The following is a 17,421-nucleotide window of genomic DNA, read 5'->3' on the forward strand; positions in this document are numbered from 1 at the left end:
GATTGAACCGGGCCGGCGCCACAACCGCTTCAGCGTTTGTTAGCCACTGCCATTCACCGTGACGCCGCTGTCCAGGACGCGAAGTCGACCTGAGCGGCAGCCTGATCTCGAAGGGATCGGGTTCTTGTTTCACACCAGAAGGGTATGAAAATGTCAGGTATCGTCCTCTCGGCTTCGGTGCGCCAGAATCTGCTGTCGCTCCAGTCGACGGCTCAGCTCCTCGCCACCACCCAGAACAACCTCTCCACCGGTAAGAAGGTCAACTCGGCGCTCGACAATCCGACCAACTTCTTCACCGCCCAAGGCCTCGACAACCGCGCTTCCGACATCTCCAATCTGCTCGATGGCATCGGCAACGGCGTGCAGGTGCTGCAGGCTGCCAACACCGGCATCACCTCGCTGCAGAAGCTCGTCGACAGCGCCAAGTCGATCGCCAACCAGGTCCTGCAGAGCGCGGTGGGCTATTCCACCAAGTCGAGCGTGACCTCGACGGCCCTGACCGGCGCCACGGCCACCAGCCTGTTGGGTGCCAGCAACACGGCGGTGACCGGCACGGCCGTGCTGAACGACAACACGACTGCCGTGGCGATCACCGGCAGCACCAAGCTGTCGGGCACCGCCGGCACCTCGTCGAACGACCTGGCCACCGGCATCACCTCGGGTGAGACGCTGGTCGTCAACGGCACGACCTTCAGCTTCGTCACCGGCACGTCCTCGACCGGCACCAGCATCGGCATCGGCGACACCGTGTCGAACCTGCTGTCGGCGATCCAGACCGCGACCGGCGTGAGCTCGTCGATCACCGCGGGTGCGATCACCCTGACGCCGCCAGCGGCTGGATTGACGCTCTCGGGCAGCAGCGGCACCTTGGCCAAGCTCGGGCTGAGTGCTGTCGGCGACGGCTTGGCTGGCAAGACGCTGACGATCGGTGCCACAGGAGGTGGCACCGCCACGAGCATCACGTTCGGGCTAGGGACAGGGCAGGTCAACTCGCTGAACGATTTGAACACAGCGCTCGCCGCCAACAACCTCCAGGCCTCGATCGACTCCTCGACCGGCAAGATCTCGATCTCCACCACCAACGACGCGGCCTCGGCCACGATCGGTGCGATCAGTGGTACGGCTGCTGGCTCCAGCCAGGCCTTCAACGGCCTGACGGCGGCGGCTCCGGTGGCGGATGCGACGGCGCAGACGCAGCGTGCGAACCTGGTCGCGCAGTACAACAACGTGCTGACGCAGATCAATCTCACGGCGTCGGACGCCTCGTTCAACGGCGTCAACCTGCTCAACGGCGACACGCTGAAGCTGACGTTCAACGAGAACGGCAAGTCGACGCTGTCGATCACCGGCGTGACCTTCAACACCGCGCGGTCTCGGCCTTTCCAACCTGACCTCGGGCACCGACTTCCTCGACAACAACTCGGCGAACAAGGTGATCGGTCTGCTCACCACCGCGAGCTCCACGCTGCGGTCGGAAGCCTCGACCCTGGGTTCGAACCTGTCGGTGGTGCAGATCCGTCAGGACTTCAACAAGAACCTGATCAACGTGCTGCAGACCGGCTCGTCGAACCTGACGCTGGCCGACACCAACGAGGAAGCGGCCAACAGCCAGGCGCTGTCGACCCGCCAGTCGATCGCGGTGTCCGCGCTGTCGCTCGCCAACCAGTCGCAGGCGAGCGTGCTGCAGCTGCTGCGCTGATCCGCGGACCTCTCAAAATCAGAAGGCGGCGGGGGAAACCCCGCCGCCTTCGCGTCTTGAAGGGCAGGGGACGAGGCGATGCTGCGCCTCAAACGAAGAGCCCGGCTCTGCCTACGCAGAGCCGGGCTCTTCGTTGTGCGCTGAGGCTGCGCGGCTCAGGCCGCGGAGCTGACCGGCTTCGCCTCTTCGGCCTGCTGCTCGGCGAGCTGTTCGGCTTGCGCCTGCTCGAGCAGCTTCTTCTCGAACGCGACGAGCTTCTTGGCTTCCTTCAGCGCCTGATAGAGATCGCCGTTGAGGATGTGGCCGTTAATGGCCTCGATGATCGGCCAGGCGCTCGGCACCGTCGTGATGATGTCGCGCAGCAGGTTGAAATAGGTGCCGTGATCCGCATCCGCGCCGGGCGAGATGTACATCAGTTGGACGGCGAGATAGACGAGCTTGGCCGGCGTGTCGGCGGTCTCCGGCGTGAGAATGTCCTTTTCGCGCAGGATCGGGATGTTGTCGCCGTCGATCAGCAGACGCGCCCGCTGGTCGGTGTTGGTGATCACGCACGAGCCGATGATGATTCGCTCATGCGGCTTCAGTTCGACTTTCAGGGCCATTCTCGTCCTCCGTTGCCGCGATCGGCGCGGCGCCGAACCTGCTCCGGCGAGGCCGCAACTCAGTGGGCCAGTCTAAAATCGCGCGAACAGTCTGCGCGCTCGATCGGTCGGCGCGCAGCGATCCTTTCCGAACATGGTTAACGCCGGGTAAATGCTCGGCCGGTTTGGTAAATGTCAGGTGTTTTCAATGTGATCGCCTGATCATTCGCGGAGCGTGATGCGCGTCGGCGGTACCGCATGCAGCCGCTGCGCCGCGCTGCTTCACCCTTTGTTAGCCACTCCCATTTACCTTGATCCACGTCGCCCGGTTGCGAAGTCGATGCGGGCACAACCGATCTCCGAAGAGATCGGTCGTTTGAGTCACACCAGAAGGGTATGAAAATGTCAGGCATTGTTCTCTCGGCGTCGGTGCGCCAGAATCTGCTTTCGCTCCAGTCGACGGCTCAGCTCCTCGCCACCACCCAGAACAACCTCTCCACGGGCAAGAAGGTCAACTCGGCGCTCGACAATCCGACCAACTTCTTCACCGCCCAAGGCCTCGACAACCGCGCTTCCGACATCTCCAATCTGCTCGATGGCATCGGCAACGGCGTGCAGGTGCTGCAGGCTGCCAACACCGGCATCACCTCGCTGCAGAAGCTCGTCGACAGCGCCAAGTCGATCGCCAACCAGGTCCTGCAGAGCTCGGTGGGCTACTCCACCAAGTCGAGCGTGACCTCCGCCGCTCTCACCGGCGCCACCGCCACCAGCCTGCTGGGCGCCAGCACGACGGCTGTGACCGGCACGGCCGTGCTGAACGACAACACGACCGCTGTCGCGATCACCGGCAGCACCAAGCTGTCGGGCACCGCCGGCACCTCGTCGAACGACCTGGCCACCGGCATCACCTCGGGTGAGACGCTGGTCGTCAACGGCACCACCTTCAGCTTCGTCACCGGCACGTCCTCGACCGGCACCAGCATCGGCATCGGCGACACCGTGTCGAACCTGCTGTCGGCGATCCAGACCGCGACCGGCGTGACCTCGTCGATCACCGCGGGTGCGATCACCCTGACGCCGCCGGCGGCTGGATTGACGCTCTCGGGCAGCAGCGGCACCTTGGCCAAGCTCGGGCTGAGTGCTGTCGGCGACGGCTTGGCTGGCAAGACGCTGACGATCGGTGCCACAGGAGGTGGCACCGCCACGAGCATCACGTTCGGGCTAGGGACAGGGCAGGTCAACTCGCTGAACGATTTGAACACAGCGCTCGCCGCCAACAACCTCCAGGCCTCGATCGACTCCACCGGCAAGATCTCGATCTCGACCACCAACGACGCGGCCTCGGCCACGGTGGGTGCGATCAGTGGTACGGCTGCTGGCTCCAGCCAGGCCTTCAACGGCCTGACGGCGGCGGCTCCGGTGGCGGATTCGACGGCGCAGACGCAGCGTGCGAGCCTGGTCTCCCAGTACAACAACGTGCTGGCGCAGATCAACACGACCGCGGCGGACGCTTCCTTCAACGGCGTCAACCTGCTCAACGGCGACACGCTGAAGCTGACGTTCAACGAGAACGGCAAGTCGACGCTGTCGATCACCGGCGTGACCTTCAACACCGGCGGTCTCGGCCTCTCGAACCTCACCTCGGGCACCGACTTCCTCGACAACAACTCGGCGAACAAGGTGATCACGTTGCTGAACACCGCGAGCTCCACGCTGCGGTCGGAAGCCTCGACCTTGGGTTCGAACCTGTCGGTGGTGCAGATCCGTCAGGACTTCAATAAGAACCTGATCAACGTGCTGCAGACCGGCTCGTCGAACCTGACGCTGGCCGACACCAACGAGGAAGCGGCCAACAGCCAGGCGCTGTCGACCCGCCAGTCGATCGCGGTGTCCGCGCTGTCGCTCGCCAACCAGTCGCAGGCCAGCGTGCTGCAGCTGCTGCGCTAAGGCTAAGGCGTTCTCACACAAGCAGCGAAGGCGGCGGGGGAGACCCCGCCGCTTTTTTTCGCCTGGTTCAAGGACTTGGCCCGTATCAATACTGGATTGGAAAGAGGAGCAGACGGCCGGGCCGCGCCGTAACCAGGCGTTAAGCAAGAAATTTAAAGTGCCATTAACCATGTTTTAAAAGTACCTGTTCTAGAACCGCCTGGTGAATAACTAGGAAGGTTTCACAAACATGTCCGGTATCGTTCTTTCGGCTTCGGTTCGCCAAAACCTGCTGGCGTTGCAAAATACTGCATCGCTGCTGGCCACGACTCAAAACAACCTGGCCACCGGCAACAAGGTCAACACGGCGCTCGATAACCCCACCGAATTCTTCACCGCGCAATCGCTCAACAACCGCGCGAGTGACATTGCGAATCTGCTCGACAGCATCGGCAACGGCGTCCAGGTTCTGCAGGCGGCGAATACCGGTCTGACCTCGCTCCAGAAGCTGGTCGACAGCGCAAAGTCGATCGCGAGCCAGGTTCTTCAGGCCCCCACGGGCTACACCACCAAATCCAGCATCACGTCCGCGGTGATCCCCGGCGCGACCGCCAACAATCTGCTGGGCAGCTCCTCGAATGCCTTCGCGACGGGTGCCGCGGTCAACAACGACAATACGACGCCGGCCGCGATTACCGGGACGACCCGGCTGTCGGGCACCTCGGGCTCGTCATCCAACGACCTCTCGACCAGCATCACGACCAGTGACACGCTCATCGTCAACGGCGTGTCCTTCACCTTTGTGGCCGGCTCAGTCTCCGCCGGAACGAATATCGGCGTCGGCGATACCCTAAACAACCTCCTGGCTGCGATCGATTCGGTAACCGGCGCCAGCGCGACGCCGTCCTCGGTGTCAGGCGGCAAGATAGTCGTTGCCACAGGCACGGCGCAGGATCTTAATATTTCGGGTACAGTGCTGGGGAAGCTTGGATTGGGGTCCCCCTTAACCTATCCGTTCTCTCGAAGTCCACCGGCGCTGTCAGGCCAGACGCTGACCATTGCCTCGACAGGCGGCGGTGTCGCGACGAACATCACATTCGGCACAGGCGCCTCGCAGATATCGACGTTGGCGCAACTCAACACGGCGCTCGCAGCCAACAACCTGCAGGCGAGCCTGAGCACGACCGGCCAGCTCACGATCCTCACGACCAACGAAGCGGCGTCATCAACGATTGGTGCGATCGCCGGCTCCTCGACCTTGACGAGCCAGGCCTTCAACGGCGTGGCGGCTTCCACCCCGGTGGCCGACACCAACTCGCAGACGACCCGCGCAGGCTTGATCGCGCAGTACAACAACGTGCTGGCGCAGATCAACACCACGGCCCAGGACGCTTCGTTCAACGGCATCAACCTGCTGAACGGCGATACGCTGAAGCTGACCTTCAACGAGACCGGCCGCTCCACGCTGAATATCACCGGCGTGACCTTCAACAGCACCGGCCTCGGCCTGTCGTCGCTGGTGGTCGGCACCGACTTCCTCGACAGCAACTCGGCGAACAAGGTGCTGACCACCTTGAACAGCGCCTCGACCGCGATCCGCTCCGAGGCCTCCTCGCTCGGCTCGAACCTGTCGATCGTGCAGATCCGCCAGGACTTCAACAAGAACCTGATCAACGTGCTGCAGACCGGCTCGTCGAATCTGACGCTGGCCGACACCAACGAGGAAGCGGCCAACAGCCAGGCGCTGTCGACCCGCCAGTCGATCGCGGTGTCCGCGCTCGCTCTCGCCAACCAGTCGCAGGCGAGCGTGCTGCAGCTCCTGCGCTAAGCGCGACCGCGAACCCAACTCTTGCGAAGCGGCGGGCCTTGCCCGCCGCTTTTGCTTTTGCGCGTTGGTCGATGCTGTCGTTGCTGCATGCCGCTCTGTTCGCATTCGGTCTCCACGCGGCACATGCGCGAGGATGCGAGTCATGGCAGCATCGTCGATCGTTCGACGCGGCAAATGCACGGCGAATTTTTTCGAACAATTTGAAGCGGCGCGTTCGCATCATGTTAAGAGATCTCGCAGGCCCGGTTGTTTTCGGTATCTGCTGATATCGAGAGGCGAAATCCGCTAACAGCTGCTAACCATATTTTAAACGCGCGCAACGTACAAACTCCGTGCAGTTTGTTGGTGTCCCAGCGTCAGTCCGGAGTACTTGATGTCATATGCCGCTCAAGCCTATGCACGCACGTCGCAAACGACGGCATCACCACGGGAGATCGAAGCGCAAGCATTGTTGAAGGCGGCACGGCAGCTGCAGGAAGTTCAGGCCAATTGGAACGGTCCTGATCGCAACATGTACAAGGCGCTGCTGTTCAACCGGCGCCTGTGGACGATCTTCATGAGCGCGATGGAGGCGGATGACAATCCCAACCCGCTCGACATCCGGCAGAACATCGCCAATATCGGCGTCTTCGTCATGAAGCAGACCATCGAGATGCAGATGGATCCGGATCCGGCGAAGCTGAAGTCGCTCATCGACATCAACTGCCACATCGCCGCGGGCCTCTCCGGACGCAGCTGATCGGCCGGACGGACAGGGGCGGCATCGCCGTGGCTGATCTCACCAGCATCCTGTCCGCCTCCTCTAAGTCGAACGTGCTCAGCACGGCGCGCAGCAACAGCAAATGTCTCGCGGTCGACCCAACGCTCGATCAGGGCAGCAGGTCAGGAACGTGGTGACCGACGCCGCCCCCCGTCAGACCTATCTCGACACGACCGACGCGACCCAGAGCGGCTGAGCCCCGCAGGCATCACAGACCACCTCGTGACGGCGCCGCCCATTGGGCGGCGCGGAGATAGGCGAGTGCGGAGCTGTCGCCCCGCAATGTGTCTCAGGCGGTCCGATCGGTCGCCGTCACCCGCGGCACGTCTTCCTTTTGCAGGTCCTTCTGCATGTCGAGCGTATTGAAATAGGCACGACGGCGCAGCACGGCTTCGTCGGGATATTGCGCCACGACCTGGTCGTTCTTGCGGTTGACCACCTGGAACACCATCGCTGCCGCCGCCCGGTCGTAATAGGCCTGGTGCGACACGAAGAGATCGTTTGCAGCATGGGCGGGCACGTCGTTGCGCACCGGGACGCTGCTGTCGGCCGCGGTCACGGTCTGGCTCGGAGGAAGGTCCGTTGGAACAGCGCTCGCCACCGCCGGACTCGACGGTTGGATTAGCGGGGCCGCCGCAGGCGCCCCTACTGGTCTCACGCTGAAATCGGAACTCATGGCAGCCTCCTCATGGCCATCGAGTCAATTCCCATCCCCGTCCCGCTTGCAACTATGCCGATGACCAATCAACGTTATGTTAGGAAATAGGATGAACGTTGGGTTGTAGATCGTGCCGGCCTTTTAGGCTTATTGGAGCGTTAAACGGCGAAAGCCGTGCGGCCCGTTGGGCGGCACGGCTTTCCAATGGAGGGCGAAGGCGTCCCGGCGCCGCCGGCGTCAAAGCGTCCGGCTGACCGCGAGCGGGGTGAGGTGGCGCGCGCCGGGCGCGGCGCGGCGTCCGCCAGCGGTATAGGTGCTCGGGATGTTCTTTCGCTGCACCTCGGCATTGACCCCGCGCACGATCTTTTCCGAGATCGCATGCGCGGTCGCGAGCACTGTCAGGTTGACCTGCAGCATCGCTCGGAACGTGTCGTGGTGGCGGTGCAGCGTGGCGAGCAGCTCCGGCGCGGTCTGCTTCATGAAATTCTGGCTTGCCTTGAGGCGGCCTACCGCGGTGACGTAGTGACGCGAGAGCTCGGTCTTCTTCGGACCGAACGCCATGCCTTCGGCCAGCTTGCCGGCGCGGACCAGCTCGGTCTCCTGCTCGATGACCGCGATCAGCTCGCTCATGACGCTGACCATCTCGTCAGCGAGCGCGCGTGCCTCTGCCGCGGTTGCGGCGGCCGTGTAGGTCGTCTTCTTCGCCTGACCCTGTGCGCTCATTGAAAACTCCTGTCGGCGTGGGGCGCTGCGGACCCCGCGCGATGTCTACGCTTACGGTTACGGTGTGGCTGTGTTGGAGCTGCTGCCGGCGTTGTTGCCGGCGTTGTTGCTCTTGGCCTGCTGCAGGATGAGGGTGCGGAAGACGTCGTTGGAGATGCCGACGCCGCCGGCCTTGGCGAAGTTCTTCGAATATTGCTCGGTCAGCATCGAGCGCCAGACGCCGGTGCCCGGCGTATCGCCGAACGGACCGTCGCCCTTCACGCCGCTCGTCATCTGCGAGAACATCGAGTTGAGGAACATCGCCTCGAAGTCGGTCGCGGTCGCCTTGGCCTTGGCCTGCGCCTTGGGGGAGACCTTGGTCAGGGCCTCCGAAAGCTCGATATCGGTGCGCGGCGACGTCTTGGCGGCCGCGCTGGGCATGCTGAGCGGCGTGCGGCCGGCATAGGAGTCGATGAAGGAGGTAGCCATCACATCACCTCGATGTCGGCTTCGATCGCACCGGCCGCCTTGATGGCTTGCAGGATGCTGATCAGGTCGCGCGGGCCGATGCCGAGGCCGTTGAGGCCGTCGACGAGCTGCTGCAAGGAGACGCCGTCCTTGACGACCGCGAACTTCTTGCCGTCCTCCTGGACGCCGACGCTGGTGCGCGGCGTGACCACGGTGCGGCCGCGTGACAACGGATTGGGCTGGCTGACCTGCGGACTCTCGGAGATCGTGACGGTGAGGTTGCCCTGCGCCACCGCGACGGTGGCGACGCGGACGTCGCGGCCCATCACGATGATGCCGGAGCGCTCGTCGATGACGATCTTGGCGGCGAGATCCGGATCGACCTGCAACTGCTCGATCTCTGTCAGGAAGGCGACGACGTTGCCCTTGAACTCCGCCGGCACGCTCAACTGCACCGTCGAGGGGTCGATCGGCTCCGCGGTCTTGACGCCGAGGAAATCATTGATGGCCGCGGCGATGCGCTTGGCTGTGGTGAAGTCGGCATTGCGCAGCGCCAGCCGCACGTTGGGCAGGCGGTTCAGCGCGAACTCGATCTCGCGCTCGATGATGGCGCCGTTGGCGATGCGGCCGACGGTCGGCACGCCGCGCACGATCTTGGCGGCCTCGCCCTCGGCCTGGAAGCCGGAGATCGCGAGCGAGCCTTGCGCGACCGCGTAGACGTTGCCGTCGGCGCCGAGCAGGGGGGTGACGAGCAGGGTGCCGCCCTGCAAATTCTTGGCGTCGCCGAGCGCCGACACCGTCACGTCCATGCGCGTGCCTTGCGTGGCGAAGGGCGGCAGATTGCCGGTCACCATCACGGCCGCGACGTTGCCGGTGCGGATGGTGGCGCCGCGGATGTTGACGCCCATGCGCTCGAGCATCGCCTGCAGCGACTGCTTGGTGAACGGGATGTTGTTCAGCGTATCGCCGGTGCCGTTGAGGCCGACAACGAGGCCGTAGCCGATCAACTGGTTCTGGCGCACGCCTTCAATATTGGCGAGATCCTTGATCCGCGACGTCGCATGTGCGGACATGACGGTAGAGGCCAGCGCCAGCATGGCGGCGCAAGCGGCCTGAAACAGGCGCGTAGATCGGACGCGTCGCATCCTATGCTCCCCTCGAACTCTGCAAGTGATCACTTGGCCACTCCCATGACCGCATGATCGGCGTTAACTATGCGAGGGCCGTGCCAGCGCGATGCTCCCGGCTAACTCATTGATAGAGTGTGAAATCAATCGCGAGCCTTCTCGCGATCCCGGGCTACTCCGGAGGAACGAAGCTGCCGCCCCGGCAGAATTTGCCGGGCCATTTACGCACCGTTAACCACGACGCGGCCAATCTCCGCTCCGACACGCGAGAGCCTGCGGGGAGCCATTGATGCGCATCTACGGACCGAACGGCACGACGCTGGGCACGTCGACCAGCTCCACGCGAAAGACCTCGTCCGGCGGCTTCAAGCTGCCCGACGTCGGCACCACCCAGGAGACGCGCGCGACGCTCGCGCCAAAGCAGACCGCGAACATCGATGCGCTGCTGGCGCTGCAAGGCATCGAGGAGGATCCGGCCGAGCGCCGCAAGCGCTCGGTCCAGCGCGGCAAGCGCGCCCTCGACGTGCTGGACGATCTCAAGCTGTCGCTGTTGTCCGGCAAGCTCGACAGGACGATGGCGCTGCGGCTGCGGGACGCGGCGGCCGACCTGAAGCAGACCTCGGGCGAGCCGGGACTGGATGCGATCCTCTCGGAGATCGAGCTCCGCGTCGAGGTCGAGCTCGCCAAGGCGGGGCAGGGCTGAAGCGACCAAAGCGCGATGAGATCATCGCGCTTTGGGTTGTTGTTTGCGCATGATCTTTTCGGAAAACCGCTGCGCACTTTTCCGGATCATGCCTAGGCAGCCTTCGACGTCGCCTGTGCGTCGTAGCGCCGCTGTGCGGCCATGACGTCCTTCAGATGATGCTCGGCCCAGTCGCGCAGGGGATCGACGGCGGCGGCCAAGGTCAATCCAAGCGATGTGATCGAATATTCAACCGTCACTGGAACGGTCGCGATCGCGCGCCGCCGCACCAGCCCGTCGCGCTCGAGGCTCTTCAACACCTGCGACAGCATCTTCTGCGAAATGCCTTCGATCGAGCGCCGCAACTGATTGAATCGCAACGGCTCGTTGCGCAGCAGGATCAGGATCAGCACGGCCCATTTGTCGCCGACGCGATCGCGAGGATCTGTCGGGTGGGGCATTGGGCCGAATAGACGTTCGGGGCTCGCATCGGTTACTCCGGCGTGACCTGGTGATCTTAAAGTGCGCTCTTAACACCAGCATTCGTTCCGCTATCTAGTCACTATCGGATACCAAGGCGGCTCGTCCAGAGCCTCCGATCCGACCGAACGATCGCTCACGAAGGAGTTGCACCATGAAGATCGCCGTCGCCGGCGCCTCGGGCCGGGCCGGGTCGCGCATTACCGCCGAGCTTGCCAATCGCGGCCATCAGGTCACCGGCATTGCGCGAAATCCGGACAAGATCGAGAAGCACGCCAATGTCACCGCGGTGCAGGGCGATGCCAACGACCGCGCCGCACTTGCCAAGCTGTGGGCCGGACATGACGTCGCGATCAGCTCGATCCATTTCCTGGCCAGCGATGCCGAGGCGCTGATCGGCGCCGCCAAGGATTCGGGCGTATCTCGTTACCTCGTCGTCGGCGGCGCCGGCTCGCTGGAGGTCGCGCCGGGCGTGCGGCTGGTGACGACGCCGAACTTTCCGGCCATGTACAAGGCCGAAGCTGAGAAGGGCGCGGCGTTCCTGGATCGCCTCCGGCAGGAGACGGAGCTCGACTGGACCTTCCTGTCGCCCTCCGCGATCATCGATTTCGGCGCCCGGACGGGCAAGTTCCGGCTCGGAACGGACCAGCTGCTGGCCGACGCCGAGGGCAAGAGCTTCATCACCTTCGAGGACTTCGCGGTCGCAATGGCCGACGAAATCGAGCGTCCGGCGCACCGGCGGGCCCGTTTCACGGTCGGCTATTAAGGCAGTCCTTGGCGCCCCGCCGGCCGGCCGCAATTTGGGCTGGACAACGGCGGCATGGCGGGGCGCCCGTGTCGATGGAAATATTGTCTGTCACAAGAGGCCGCTATATAACGCGGCCGCGAACGGGCGTATTCCGTCCGCCGGTGCCGCGACCGGCGCCAGCACGTACAGATGGGCTGACCTTGGAAAAGTTGAAGAACTACAAACCTTCCGAAAAAGAGCCTTTCATGAACGACCGCCAGCGCGACTACTTCCGCGCCAAGCTGCTGGCATGGAAGGAGGAGATCCTGCGCGAATCGAAGCTCACCCTGCAGGCTCTGCAGGAGGAGAACGTGAACCACCCCGACCTCGCCGATCGCGCGTCGTCGGAAACCGACCGGGCGATCGAGCTTCGCGCCCGCGACCGCCAGCGCAAGCTGATCTCCAAGATCGACGCCGCGCTCCAGCGCATCGAGGACAACACCTACGGCTATTGCGAGGAGACCGGCGAGCCGATTTCGCTGAAGCGGCTCGAAGCCCGTCCGATCGCAACGCTCTCGGTGGAGGCGCAGGAACGCCACGAGAAGCGTGAAAAGGTCTACCGCGACGAGTAGGTCGCGGCGCGGACCTCGATGAGCAGGGATTGCGGCCGCCTGCCGGGAGCGGCCGCAGCGATCCGATATCGATGCGGCCACGCCGTTTTCGCGGCGTGATCCGATCTTGCGTTGCTGGGCGGCAGCACTTCGACTCCTCCATCAACCCGCTTGCCGCCTTTCTTCTTCCCCCAAGGAACTTTTCCGCAGTCTGGGAATTGTTCGCGGTTCCGTGTTGGAACGAGCCGCGGGGGACTATGCGGGAGCCGAACAGATCGGACGGTGCGGGCGGAGGCCTGCTGGCCGCGCTACAGCATTCATATGGCGGTTTGAGCATCAAGGGGCGGCTCTTGTTGCTGGCCGGAATCCTGTTCCTGCCCTGCGTCGGGCTGATCGCCTATGTGATCGTCTCCATGGCGCAATCGGCTGATGCCTCGATCCGTCGTGGCCTGTCCTACGCCGCTCAGACGATCTCCGGCGCGGTTGATGCCGAACTCCGGCGCTATCTCGCGCTCGCCGAGGTGCTTGGGAAATCTCCTGATCTCAGCGCGGCTGATCTTGCCGATTTCGAGGCGGAAGCGCGCCGCGTCGGAGCGGTCAGCGGCGAAGGCTGGATTATCGTCGCCGACGCCAACGGCCATCTGCTTCTCAATACCTTGGCACTTCCTGGCAAGCCGCTCGGCGAGCGGACGCCCGAAGGGCGCCGTTCGCAGGAGCGGGCCTTTGCATCGGGCCGGCCGTCGATCTCCGACATTTTCACCGGCCCGAACTCGGGCGAGTGGGTGGCAACCGTCGACGTGCCCGTGTTCAAGGACGGCAAGCCATTCCGGTGCCTGGCGATCGCCATGCCGGCCACGAACTACACGAGGCTGCTGGCCCAGCAGCAGTTGCCGGCGGACTGGCTGGTCGGCATCATGGACGGCCAGGGCCGCTACATCTCCCGCATCCCGAAGAATGCGACCACCACTGGGCAGCTGGCGTCGGCGGGGTGGCGGGCGACCTCCAGGGCCGACGGCATCGCTGAATTTCCGTCGATCGAGGGCGACCGCGTCATCAACGCCAACGCCCATCCGCAGCTCAGTGGCTGGACCGTCGGGGTCGGCATCAAGCAGGGGGCGTTCGCGCAGGCGATCTCCTCGACGGTGAAGACCGCGACGATCGCGGCGACCACCATCTGTGCCCTGGCGCTGCTGCTGGCCGCTGGCATCGGTCGAAGTATCGCCCGGCCGCTCGAAAGCATCGCGGTCAAGAGCACCAACCCCGGCGAGGCCGCACCCTCCGATCCACCGGAGGTGCGTGCGCTCAACGCACGTCTTGCCGCGGCCGAGAAGGCGCAGGCCGAGAGCGCGCGCATCATCCAGGAGAATTTCGCGATGCTGGCCAAGGCCAGGGACGATGCTGCGCGCACTGCCGAGCAGCTCAAGCTGGCCGCGAAATACGGCCGGCTCGGCACCTTCATCTGGGATGGCCAGGCCGGCACCAGCCGCTGGTCGGACGAGATCGAGGAGCTTTATGGCCTGAAGCCCGGCACGTTTCCTGGCACCTATGAGGCGTGGCTGTCGCTCGTCCATCCCGAGGATCAGGCGAATGCCGACCGGGACAACAAGCAGGCGCTGATCACTGGGGAGCTGGATTCGGAGTGGCGTGTGCAGCTGCCCGACGGCTCCATCCGATGGATCGAGGCTCGTGCCCGAACGCTGGGTGGCGAGAGCGGCAACGACCTCAGGATGATCGGAGTGAACATCGACGTCACCGCGGCCAAGGAGGCCGACCGCCGGCGCGAGCTGCTGGTGCACGAGCTGGCCCACCGTGTGAAGAACAGCCTCGCCGTGGTGCAGTCGCTAGCGCATCAGCTGCTGCCGCGGCACGACGCCAAGGTGCGTGACTTCACTTCGCGGTTGCACGCGCTCGCGACAGTGCACACCAGCCTCGCGGAGAACGATTGGCAGGGCGCCGATCTCGCCGGGCTGATCACCAGCCAGGTCGCACCGTTCGCCAGCACGCCGGATCAGCTCGCGCTGAGCGGCCCGACCATCCTGGTCCCGGTCGAGCTGACGACACAGCTGGCGCTGGTCATCCACGAGATGGCCTGCAACGCCAGCAAATATGGCGCGCTGACCACCCCGGACGGCCGTGTCGAGGTCGGCTGGTCGCTTGGGCCCGATGCGCTCCACATGAGGTGGCAGGAGACCGGCGGACCGCCGGCGACGGAGCCGCCGGTGGTTGGATTCGGCAGCCGGCTCCTGACCCGCACGGTGAGGCATCTGCAGCGCACCTTTGCCGAGACCGGATTGACTTGTCAGTTCGAGCTGCCGTGGCTGGAGACGCGCAACGAGGGCAGCATCGGCGCCATCAGCGAGGCGAACTGAACTGGGGCTGGGCGCCGACATCGCCCTGCCATCTCATCCTGCCATGACGTCTCACCGGGGATCGAGCGGTGGAGCGAGGCTGATGAGGCAATTGCGATGAGCGAGGTTCTCGTCACCGGCGGTTCGGGGTTTATCGCGGCGCATACGATCCTGCAGCTGATCGCAGCCGGCCATCGCGTGCGCGCCACTCTGCGCAATCTCGACCGCCAAAGTGAGATCCTGGCGATGCTCCAGCGCGGCGGTGCGTCTGATGCCGCCGCGGTGTCCTTCCATGCTGCCGACCTCACCCGGGATGACGGCTGGACCGCGGCCGCAGAGGGCTGCGACTACGTCCTCCACATCGCTTCCCCGCTGCCGGATTACGTGCCGAAGGACGAGAACGAGCTGATCGTGCCGGCGCGCGACGGCACGTTGCGGGTGCTGCGGGCGGCACGCGACGCCGGGGTCAAGCGCGTGGTGCTGACCTCGTCCTTCTCCGCCGTCGCCTATGGCCATAGTCCGCGGGACAGGCCGTTCGACGAGGCCGATTGGACCGACCTCGACGGTCCCGACGTGCAGCCTTATCCCAAGTCCAAGACCCTGGCCGAGCGCGCCGCCTGGGACTTCCTCGCCCGCGAGGGTGGCGCGCTCGAGCTTGCGACCATCTGCCCGGTCGCCGTGCTCGGCCCGGTGTTGTCAGCGGATTTCTCGCCGTCGATCGCGCTGGTCCAGGCGCTGATGCAGGGCCGGGCGCCGCTCGCGCCCCAGATCTATCTCGGGCTAGTCGACGTCCGTGATGTCGCCGACCTGCATCTGCGGGCCATGACCGACCCCGCCGCGAGAGGCGAGCGGTTCCTGGCGGTGGCCGGGCCGCCGCTGTCCGTGCTCGAGATCGCAGCCGTGTTGCGGAGGCGGATGGGCGCGGCGGCACGACGCGCGCCGCGGCTGGAGATGCCGAACTGGCTGGCCCGCATCGTGGCGCTCGGCGTTCCCCAGTTGCGTGACGTCAAGCCGCTGCTCGGATTGCGCCGCGCCGCCTCCGGCGACAAGGCGCGTCGGCTGCTCGGCTGGAATCCGCGACCGAATGATGAGATCATCACAGCCACCGCGGAGAGCCTGCTGACGCTCGGCCTGGTGCGGCCGTGAGGCGGTTCAAGCACCATCTGAGCGACCGGGGCGTGCGCTTCCGACCTGGTGCGAAGCAGCCACGACAAAGGATGAAGCGGGCAGCAAAAGCTGCGTCGTAACAAGCCGTTAACCATAAAATCTGAGAGGCCGCTTCGGGCGGCCGACAGCGGGAGTTGAACGATCATGGGAGCAGACGAGGTTCTGGCCGCCGCGCAACTGATCGTGGCCGCCCGCCGCGAGAGGACGAAGCTGGCGGCGCTGCCGTCTCACCTTCAGCCGAAGGATGAAGCAGCCGGCTATGAGATCCAGCATGAGGCTCACTGGCTGCTGGCCGAGCACATCGGCGATTTCGCCGGCTACAAGATCGGCTGCACCAGCAAGGTGATGCAGGACTATATTGGCATTCCGCATCCGTGCGCTGGCGGCGTGTTCACAGGCGGCGTGCACGCCTCCGGCGTCACGTTGCGGGCGGGGGATTTCGTTCGCGTCGGAGTCGAATGCGAGATCGCGGTGCGGCTCGCCAAGGACCTGCTGCCGCTGGACGCGCCGTTCACGATCGCCCATGTCGGCGACGCTGTCGGCGATTGCCATGCGGCGATCGAGATCGTCGACGACCGCTATGTGCAATGGGAGACCATGGGTGCCCCGACCTTGGTCGCCGATGATTTCTTCGCCGCAGGCTGCGTGCTCGGCCCCGCCGTCCCGCGCGACGCGGCGGGCGACCTCGGCGCGGTGCAGGGCCGAGCCTTCGTGAATGGCGCCTTGGCCGGGCAGGGCACCGGCGCCGACGTGCTCGGCCATCCGCTGCACGCGCTCGCCTGGCTCGCCAACCACCTCGCCTCGCGCGGCGACGGGCTGGAAGCCGGGCAACTGGTGCTGACCGGCAGCCTGGTCAAGACGATCTGGCTGAAGCCGGGCGACCGGGTGCGGATGGAGCTGGACGGTCTAGGCGTGGTCGAGGCGGCGTTCGAGTGACGGACGGACAGCTCCGACCGGGCATGTCTCGCGTTCCGGTCCAGGCGGGTCTATATTGGGGTCAGGAGACGTTCATGAGCGATATGGAAACCATCTGCCTCTCAAGATCCGTCGTTGTCGCTGCTGCTGAGCGGGCGGAGCGGGAGGGGTTGTCGGTCGAAGATTATGTCATGCGCGTGCTGCTGCGCGAGATGGAGCTCGACCCTGGCGAGAGGACCATCCTCGCTTACGATGCAGTTCAGCAGGGATCCGATTTTGTGCTGGATCGGGAGGACGGCGAGAGTGACGAGGCTTTTGCGGCGCGCCGGTCGGCACTCGGAATGTTGTTCTCCTGAGACATGCGGTCCGGCGACTACGTCCGGTGCAATTTCCCGTTCAGGGAGAGGCGAGGGCCCGGACCTTTCGCCCACATTGTTCTCGTTTTGGGCGTCGGCAGATCGGGAGACGGAGCCTACGCCGTCGTGGCCTACACGAGCATGCGAACGGCTTACGAAGGTGCGCGTCGGCCCCGCCAGCACCTGCTCGTCGATGAAGCACGCGCGCTCGCGCTCGGCCAAAACAAGTCCTTTATCGTCGACGTCAGTCGCATCGCTCGACTCCCGATCACGAGCGACTATTTTCCGGACCTCCACGATCAGCGCGTTCCGAACCTTGGTCCGGATCCGACCCTTGCGAACAAGGTCGTCGCCAAAATCCGGGAGCTGATCGCTGACGGATTCGA

15 protein-coding genes and 2 pseudogenes are annotated in these 17,421 nt (G+C 64.8%); 11 read left to right on the plus strand and 6 right to left on the minus strand.

Annotated elements, in window-relative coordinates; all coding sequences use genetic code 11:
- Window positions 1-150: 150 nt before the first annotated feature.
- Window positions 151-1,699 (plus strand): annotated as a pseudogene (locus ACVILH_RS17755) (flagellin N-terminal helical domain-containing protein).
- Window positions 1,700-1,854: 155 nt separating this feature from the next.
- Here the strand turns inward: ACVILH_RS17755 and flbT are convergent.
- Window positions 1,855-2,301, minus strand: coding sequence for a flagellar biosynthesis repressor FlbT (gene flbT / locus ACVILH_RS17760; protein WP_456714041.1), 447 nt, complete (start codon window positions 2,299-2,301; stop codon window positions 1,855-1,857).
- 381 nt (window positions 2,302-2,682) lie between these two features.
- Here flbT and ACVILH_RS17765 point away from each other — a divergent pair, with 381 nt between their 5' ends.
- The 3 genes from ACVILH_RS17765 (at window position 2,683) to flaF (ending at window position 6,773) form a co-directional block, all read left to right on the plus strand.
- The gene (locus ACVILH_RS17765; protein ID WP_456714042.1) at window positions 2,683-4,227 is read left to right on the plus strand and encodes a flagellin N-terminal helical domain-containing protein; all 1,545 of its coding nucleotides are present in this window, start codon (window positions 2,683-2,685) and stop codon (window positions 4,225-4,227) included.
- Between the two features lie 229 nt (window positions 4,228-4,456).
- The gene (locus ACVILH_RS17770; protein ID WP_456714043.1) at window positions 4,457-6,034 is read left to right on the plus strand and encodes a flagellin N-terminal helical domain-containing protein; all 1,578 of its coding nucleotides are present in this window, start codon (window positions 4,457-4,459) and stop codon (window positions 6,032-6,034) included.
- Between the two features lie 373 nt (window positions 6,035-6,407).
- Window positions 6,408-6,773 (plus strand): flagellar biosynthesis regulator FlaF, encoded by a 366-nt coding sequence (gene flaF, locus ACVILH_RS17775; protein WP_315715999.1) that lies wholly within the window; start codon window positions 6,408-6,410, stop codon window positions 6,771-6,773.
- Window positions 6,774-7,083: 310 nt separating this feature from the next.
- Here the strand turns inward: flaF and ACVILH_RS17780 are convergent, their stop codons facing one another.
- From ACVILH_RS17780 to ACVILH_RS17795, 4 genes are all read right to left on the minus strand, one after another.
- Complete coding sequence (locus ACVILH_RS17780; RefSeq protein WP_456714044.1) at window positions 7,084-7,470, minus strand: hypothetical protein; 387 nt, start codon at window positions 7,468-7,470, stop codon at window positions 7,084-7,086.
- Between the two features lie 219 nt (window positions 7,471-7,689).
- On the minus strand, window positions 7,690-8,175 hold the full coding sequence (locus ACVILH_RS17785; RefSeq protein ID WP_456714045.1) for a hypothetical protein: 486 nt from the start codon (window positions 8,173-8,175) through the stop codon (window positions 7,690-7,692).
- Window positions 8,176-8,232: 57 nt separating this feature from the next.
- Window positions 8,233-8,643, minus strand: a complete 411-nt coding sequence (gene flgJ, locus ACVILH_RS17790) for a flagellar assembly peptidoglycan hydrolase FlgJ (RefSeq protein ID WP_456714046.1) — start codon at window positions 8,641-8,643, stop codon at window positions 8,233-8,235.
- Window positions 8,643-9,767: a flagellar basal body P-ring protein FlgI gene (locus ACVILH_RS17795; protein ID WP_456714047.1), complete on the minus strand. Its 1,125-nt coding sequence runs from the start codon at window positions 9,765-9,767 to the stop codon at window positions 8,643-8,645. The genes flgJ and ACVILH_RS17795 overlap by 1 nt, the downstream gene beginning before the upstream one ends.
- Window positions 9,768-10,038: 271 nt before the next feature.
- On the opposite strand from ACVILH_RS17795, the gene ACVILH_RS17800 reads away from it, so the two are divergent.
- A complete protein-coding gene (locus ACVILH_RS17800) occupies window positions 10,039-10,452 on the plus strand; it encodes a flagellar assembly protein FliX (protein ID WP_006614432.1) in 414 nt (137 codons plus the stop codon).
- Window positions 10,453-10,544: 92 nt separating this feature from the next.
- Here ACVILH_RS17800 and ACVILH_RS17805 read toward each other — a convergent pair.
- Window positions 10,545-10,921 (minus strand): annotated as a pseudogene (locus ACVILH_RS17805) (winged helix-turn-helix transcriptional regulator).
- Window positions 10,922-11,065: 144 nt separating this feature from the next.
- Here ACVILH_RS17805 and ACVILH_RS17810 point away from each other — a divergent pair.
- From ACVILH_RS17810 to ACVILH_RS17835, 6 genes are all read left to right on the plus strand, one after another.
- The gene (locus tag ACVILH_RS17810) at window positions 11,066-11,677 is read left to right on the plus strand and encodes an NAD(P)-dependent oxidoreductase (protein ID WP_456714048.1); all 612 of its coding nucleotides are present in this window, start codon (window positions 11,066-11,068) and stop codon (window positions 11,675-11,677) included.
- 227 nt (window positions 11,678-11,904) lie between these two features.
- Window positions 11,905-12,270 carry an RNA polymerase-binding protein DksA gene (dksA, locus tag ACVILH_RS17815; protein WP_172889752.1) on the plus strand — a complete coding sequence of 122 codons (366 nt, stop codon included), beginning with the start codon at window positions 11,905-11,907 and terminating at the stop codon, window positions 12,268-12,270.
- 329 nt (window positions 12,271-12,599) lie between these two features.
- The gene (locus tag ACVILH_RS17820) at window positions 12,600-14,618 is read left to right on the plus strand and encodes a sensor histidine kinase (protein WP_456714049.1); all 2,019 of its coding nucleotides are present in this window, start codon (window positions 12,600-12,602) and stop codon (window positions 14,616-14,618) included.
- A 96-nt stretch (window positions 14,619-14,714) separates the two neighbouring features.
- Window positions 14,715-15,743, plus strand: a complete 1,029-nt coding sequence (locus tag ACVILH_RS17825; RefSeq protein ID WP_456714050.1) for an SDR family oxidoreductase — start codon at window positions 14,715-14,717, stop codon at window positions 15,741-15,743.
- A 165-nt stretch (window positions 15,744-15,908) separates the two neighbouring features.
- Entirely contained in the window at window positions 15,909-16,700 is a 792-nt protein-coding gene (locus tag ACVILH_RS17830) for a 2-keto-4-pentenoate hydratase (RefSeq protein WP_456714051.1), read from the plus strand.
- Window positions 16,701-16,774: 74 nt separating this feature from the next.
- Entirely contained in the window at window positions 16,775-17,035 is a 261-nt protein-coding gene (locus ACVILH_RS17835; protein WP_456714052.1) for a hypothetical protein, read from the plus strand.
- Window positions 17,036-17,421: the final 386 nt, after the last annotated feature.

Source organism: Bradyrhizobium sp. USDA 4353 (genome assembly GCF_054063215.1).

Coding starts and splice junctions, on each gene's coding strand:
- flbT (WP_456714041.1), bottom strand. CDS start 2,301: ATGGCCCTGAAAGTCGAACTGAAGCCGCATGAGCGAATCATCATCGGC.
- ACVILH_RS17765 (WP_456714042.1), top strand. CDS start 2,683: ATGTCAGGCATTGTTCTCTCGGCGTCGGTGCGCCAGAATCTGCTTTCG.
- ACVILH_RS17770 (WP_456714043.1), top strand. CDS start 4,457: ATGTCCGGTATCGTTCTTTCGGCTTCGGTTCGCCAAAACCTGCTGGCG.
- flaF (WP_315715999.1), top strand. CDS start 6,408: ATGTCATATGCCGCTCAAGCCTATGCACGCACGTCGCAAACGACGGCA.
- ACVILH_RS17780 (WP_456714044.1), bottom strand. CDS start 7,470: ATGAGTTCCGATTTCAGCGTGAGACCAGTAGGGGCGCCTGCGGCGGCC.
- ACVILH_RS17785 (WP_456714045.1), bottom strand. CDS start 8,175: ATGAGCGCACAGGGTCAGGCGAAGAAGACGACCTACACGGCCGCCGCA.
- flgJ (WP_456714046.1), bottom strand. CDS start 8,643: ATGGCTACCTCCTTCATCGACTCCTATGCCGGCCGCACGCCGCTCAGC.
- ACVILH_RS17795 (WP_456714047.1), bottom strand. CDS start 9,767: ATGCGACGCGTCCGATCTACGCGCCTGTTTCAGGCCGCTTGCGCCGCC.
- ACVILH_RS17800 (WP_006614432.1), top strand. CDS start 10,039: ATGCGCATCTACGGACCGAACGGCACGACGCTGGGCACGTCGACCAGC.
- ACVILH_RS17810 (WP_456714048.1), top strand. CDS start 11,066: ATGAAGATCGCCGTCGCCGGCGCCTCGGGCCGGGCCGGGTCGCGCATT.
- dksA (WP_172889752.1), top strand. CDS start 11,905: ATGAACGACCGCCAGCGCGACTACTTCCGCGCCAAGCTGCTGGCATGG.
- ACVILH_RS17825 (WP_456714050.1), top strand. CDS start 14,715: ATGAGCGAGGTTCTCGTCACCGGCGGTTCGGGGTTTATCGCGGCGCAT.
- ACVILH_RS17830 (WP_456714051.1), top strand. CDS start 15,909: ATGGGAGCAGACGAGGTTCTGGCCGCCGCGCAACTGATCGTGGCCGCC.
- ACVILH_RS17835 (WP_456714052.1), top strand. CDS start 16,775: ATGAGCGATATGGAAACCATCTGCCTCTCAAGATCCGTCGTTGTCGCT.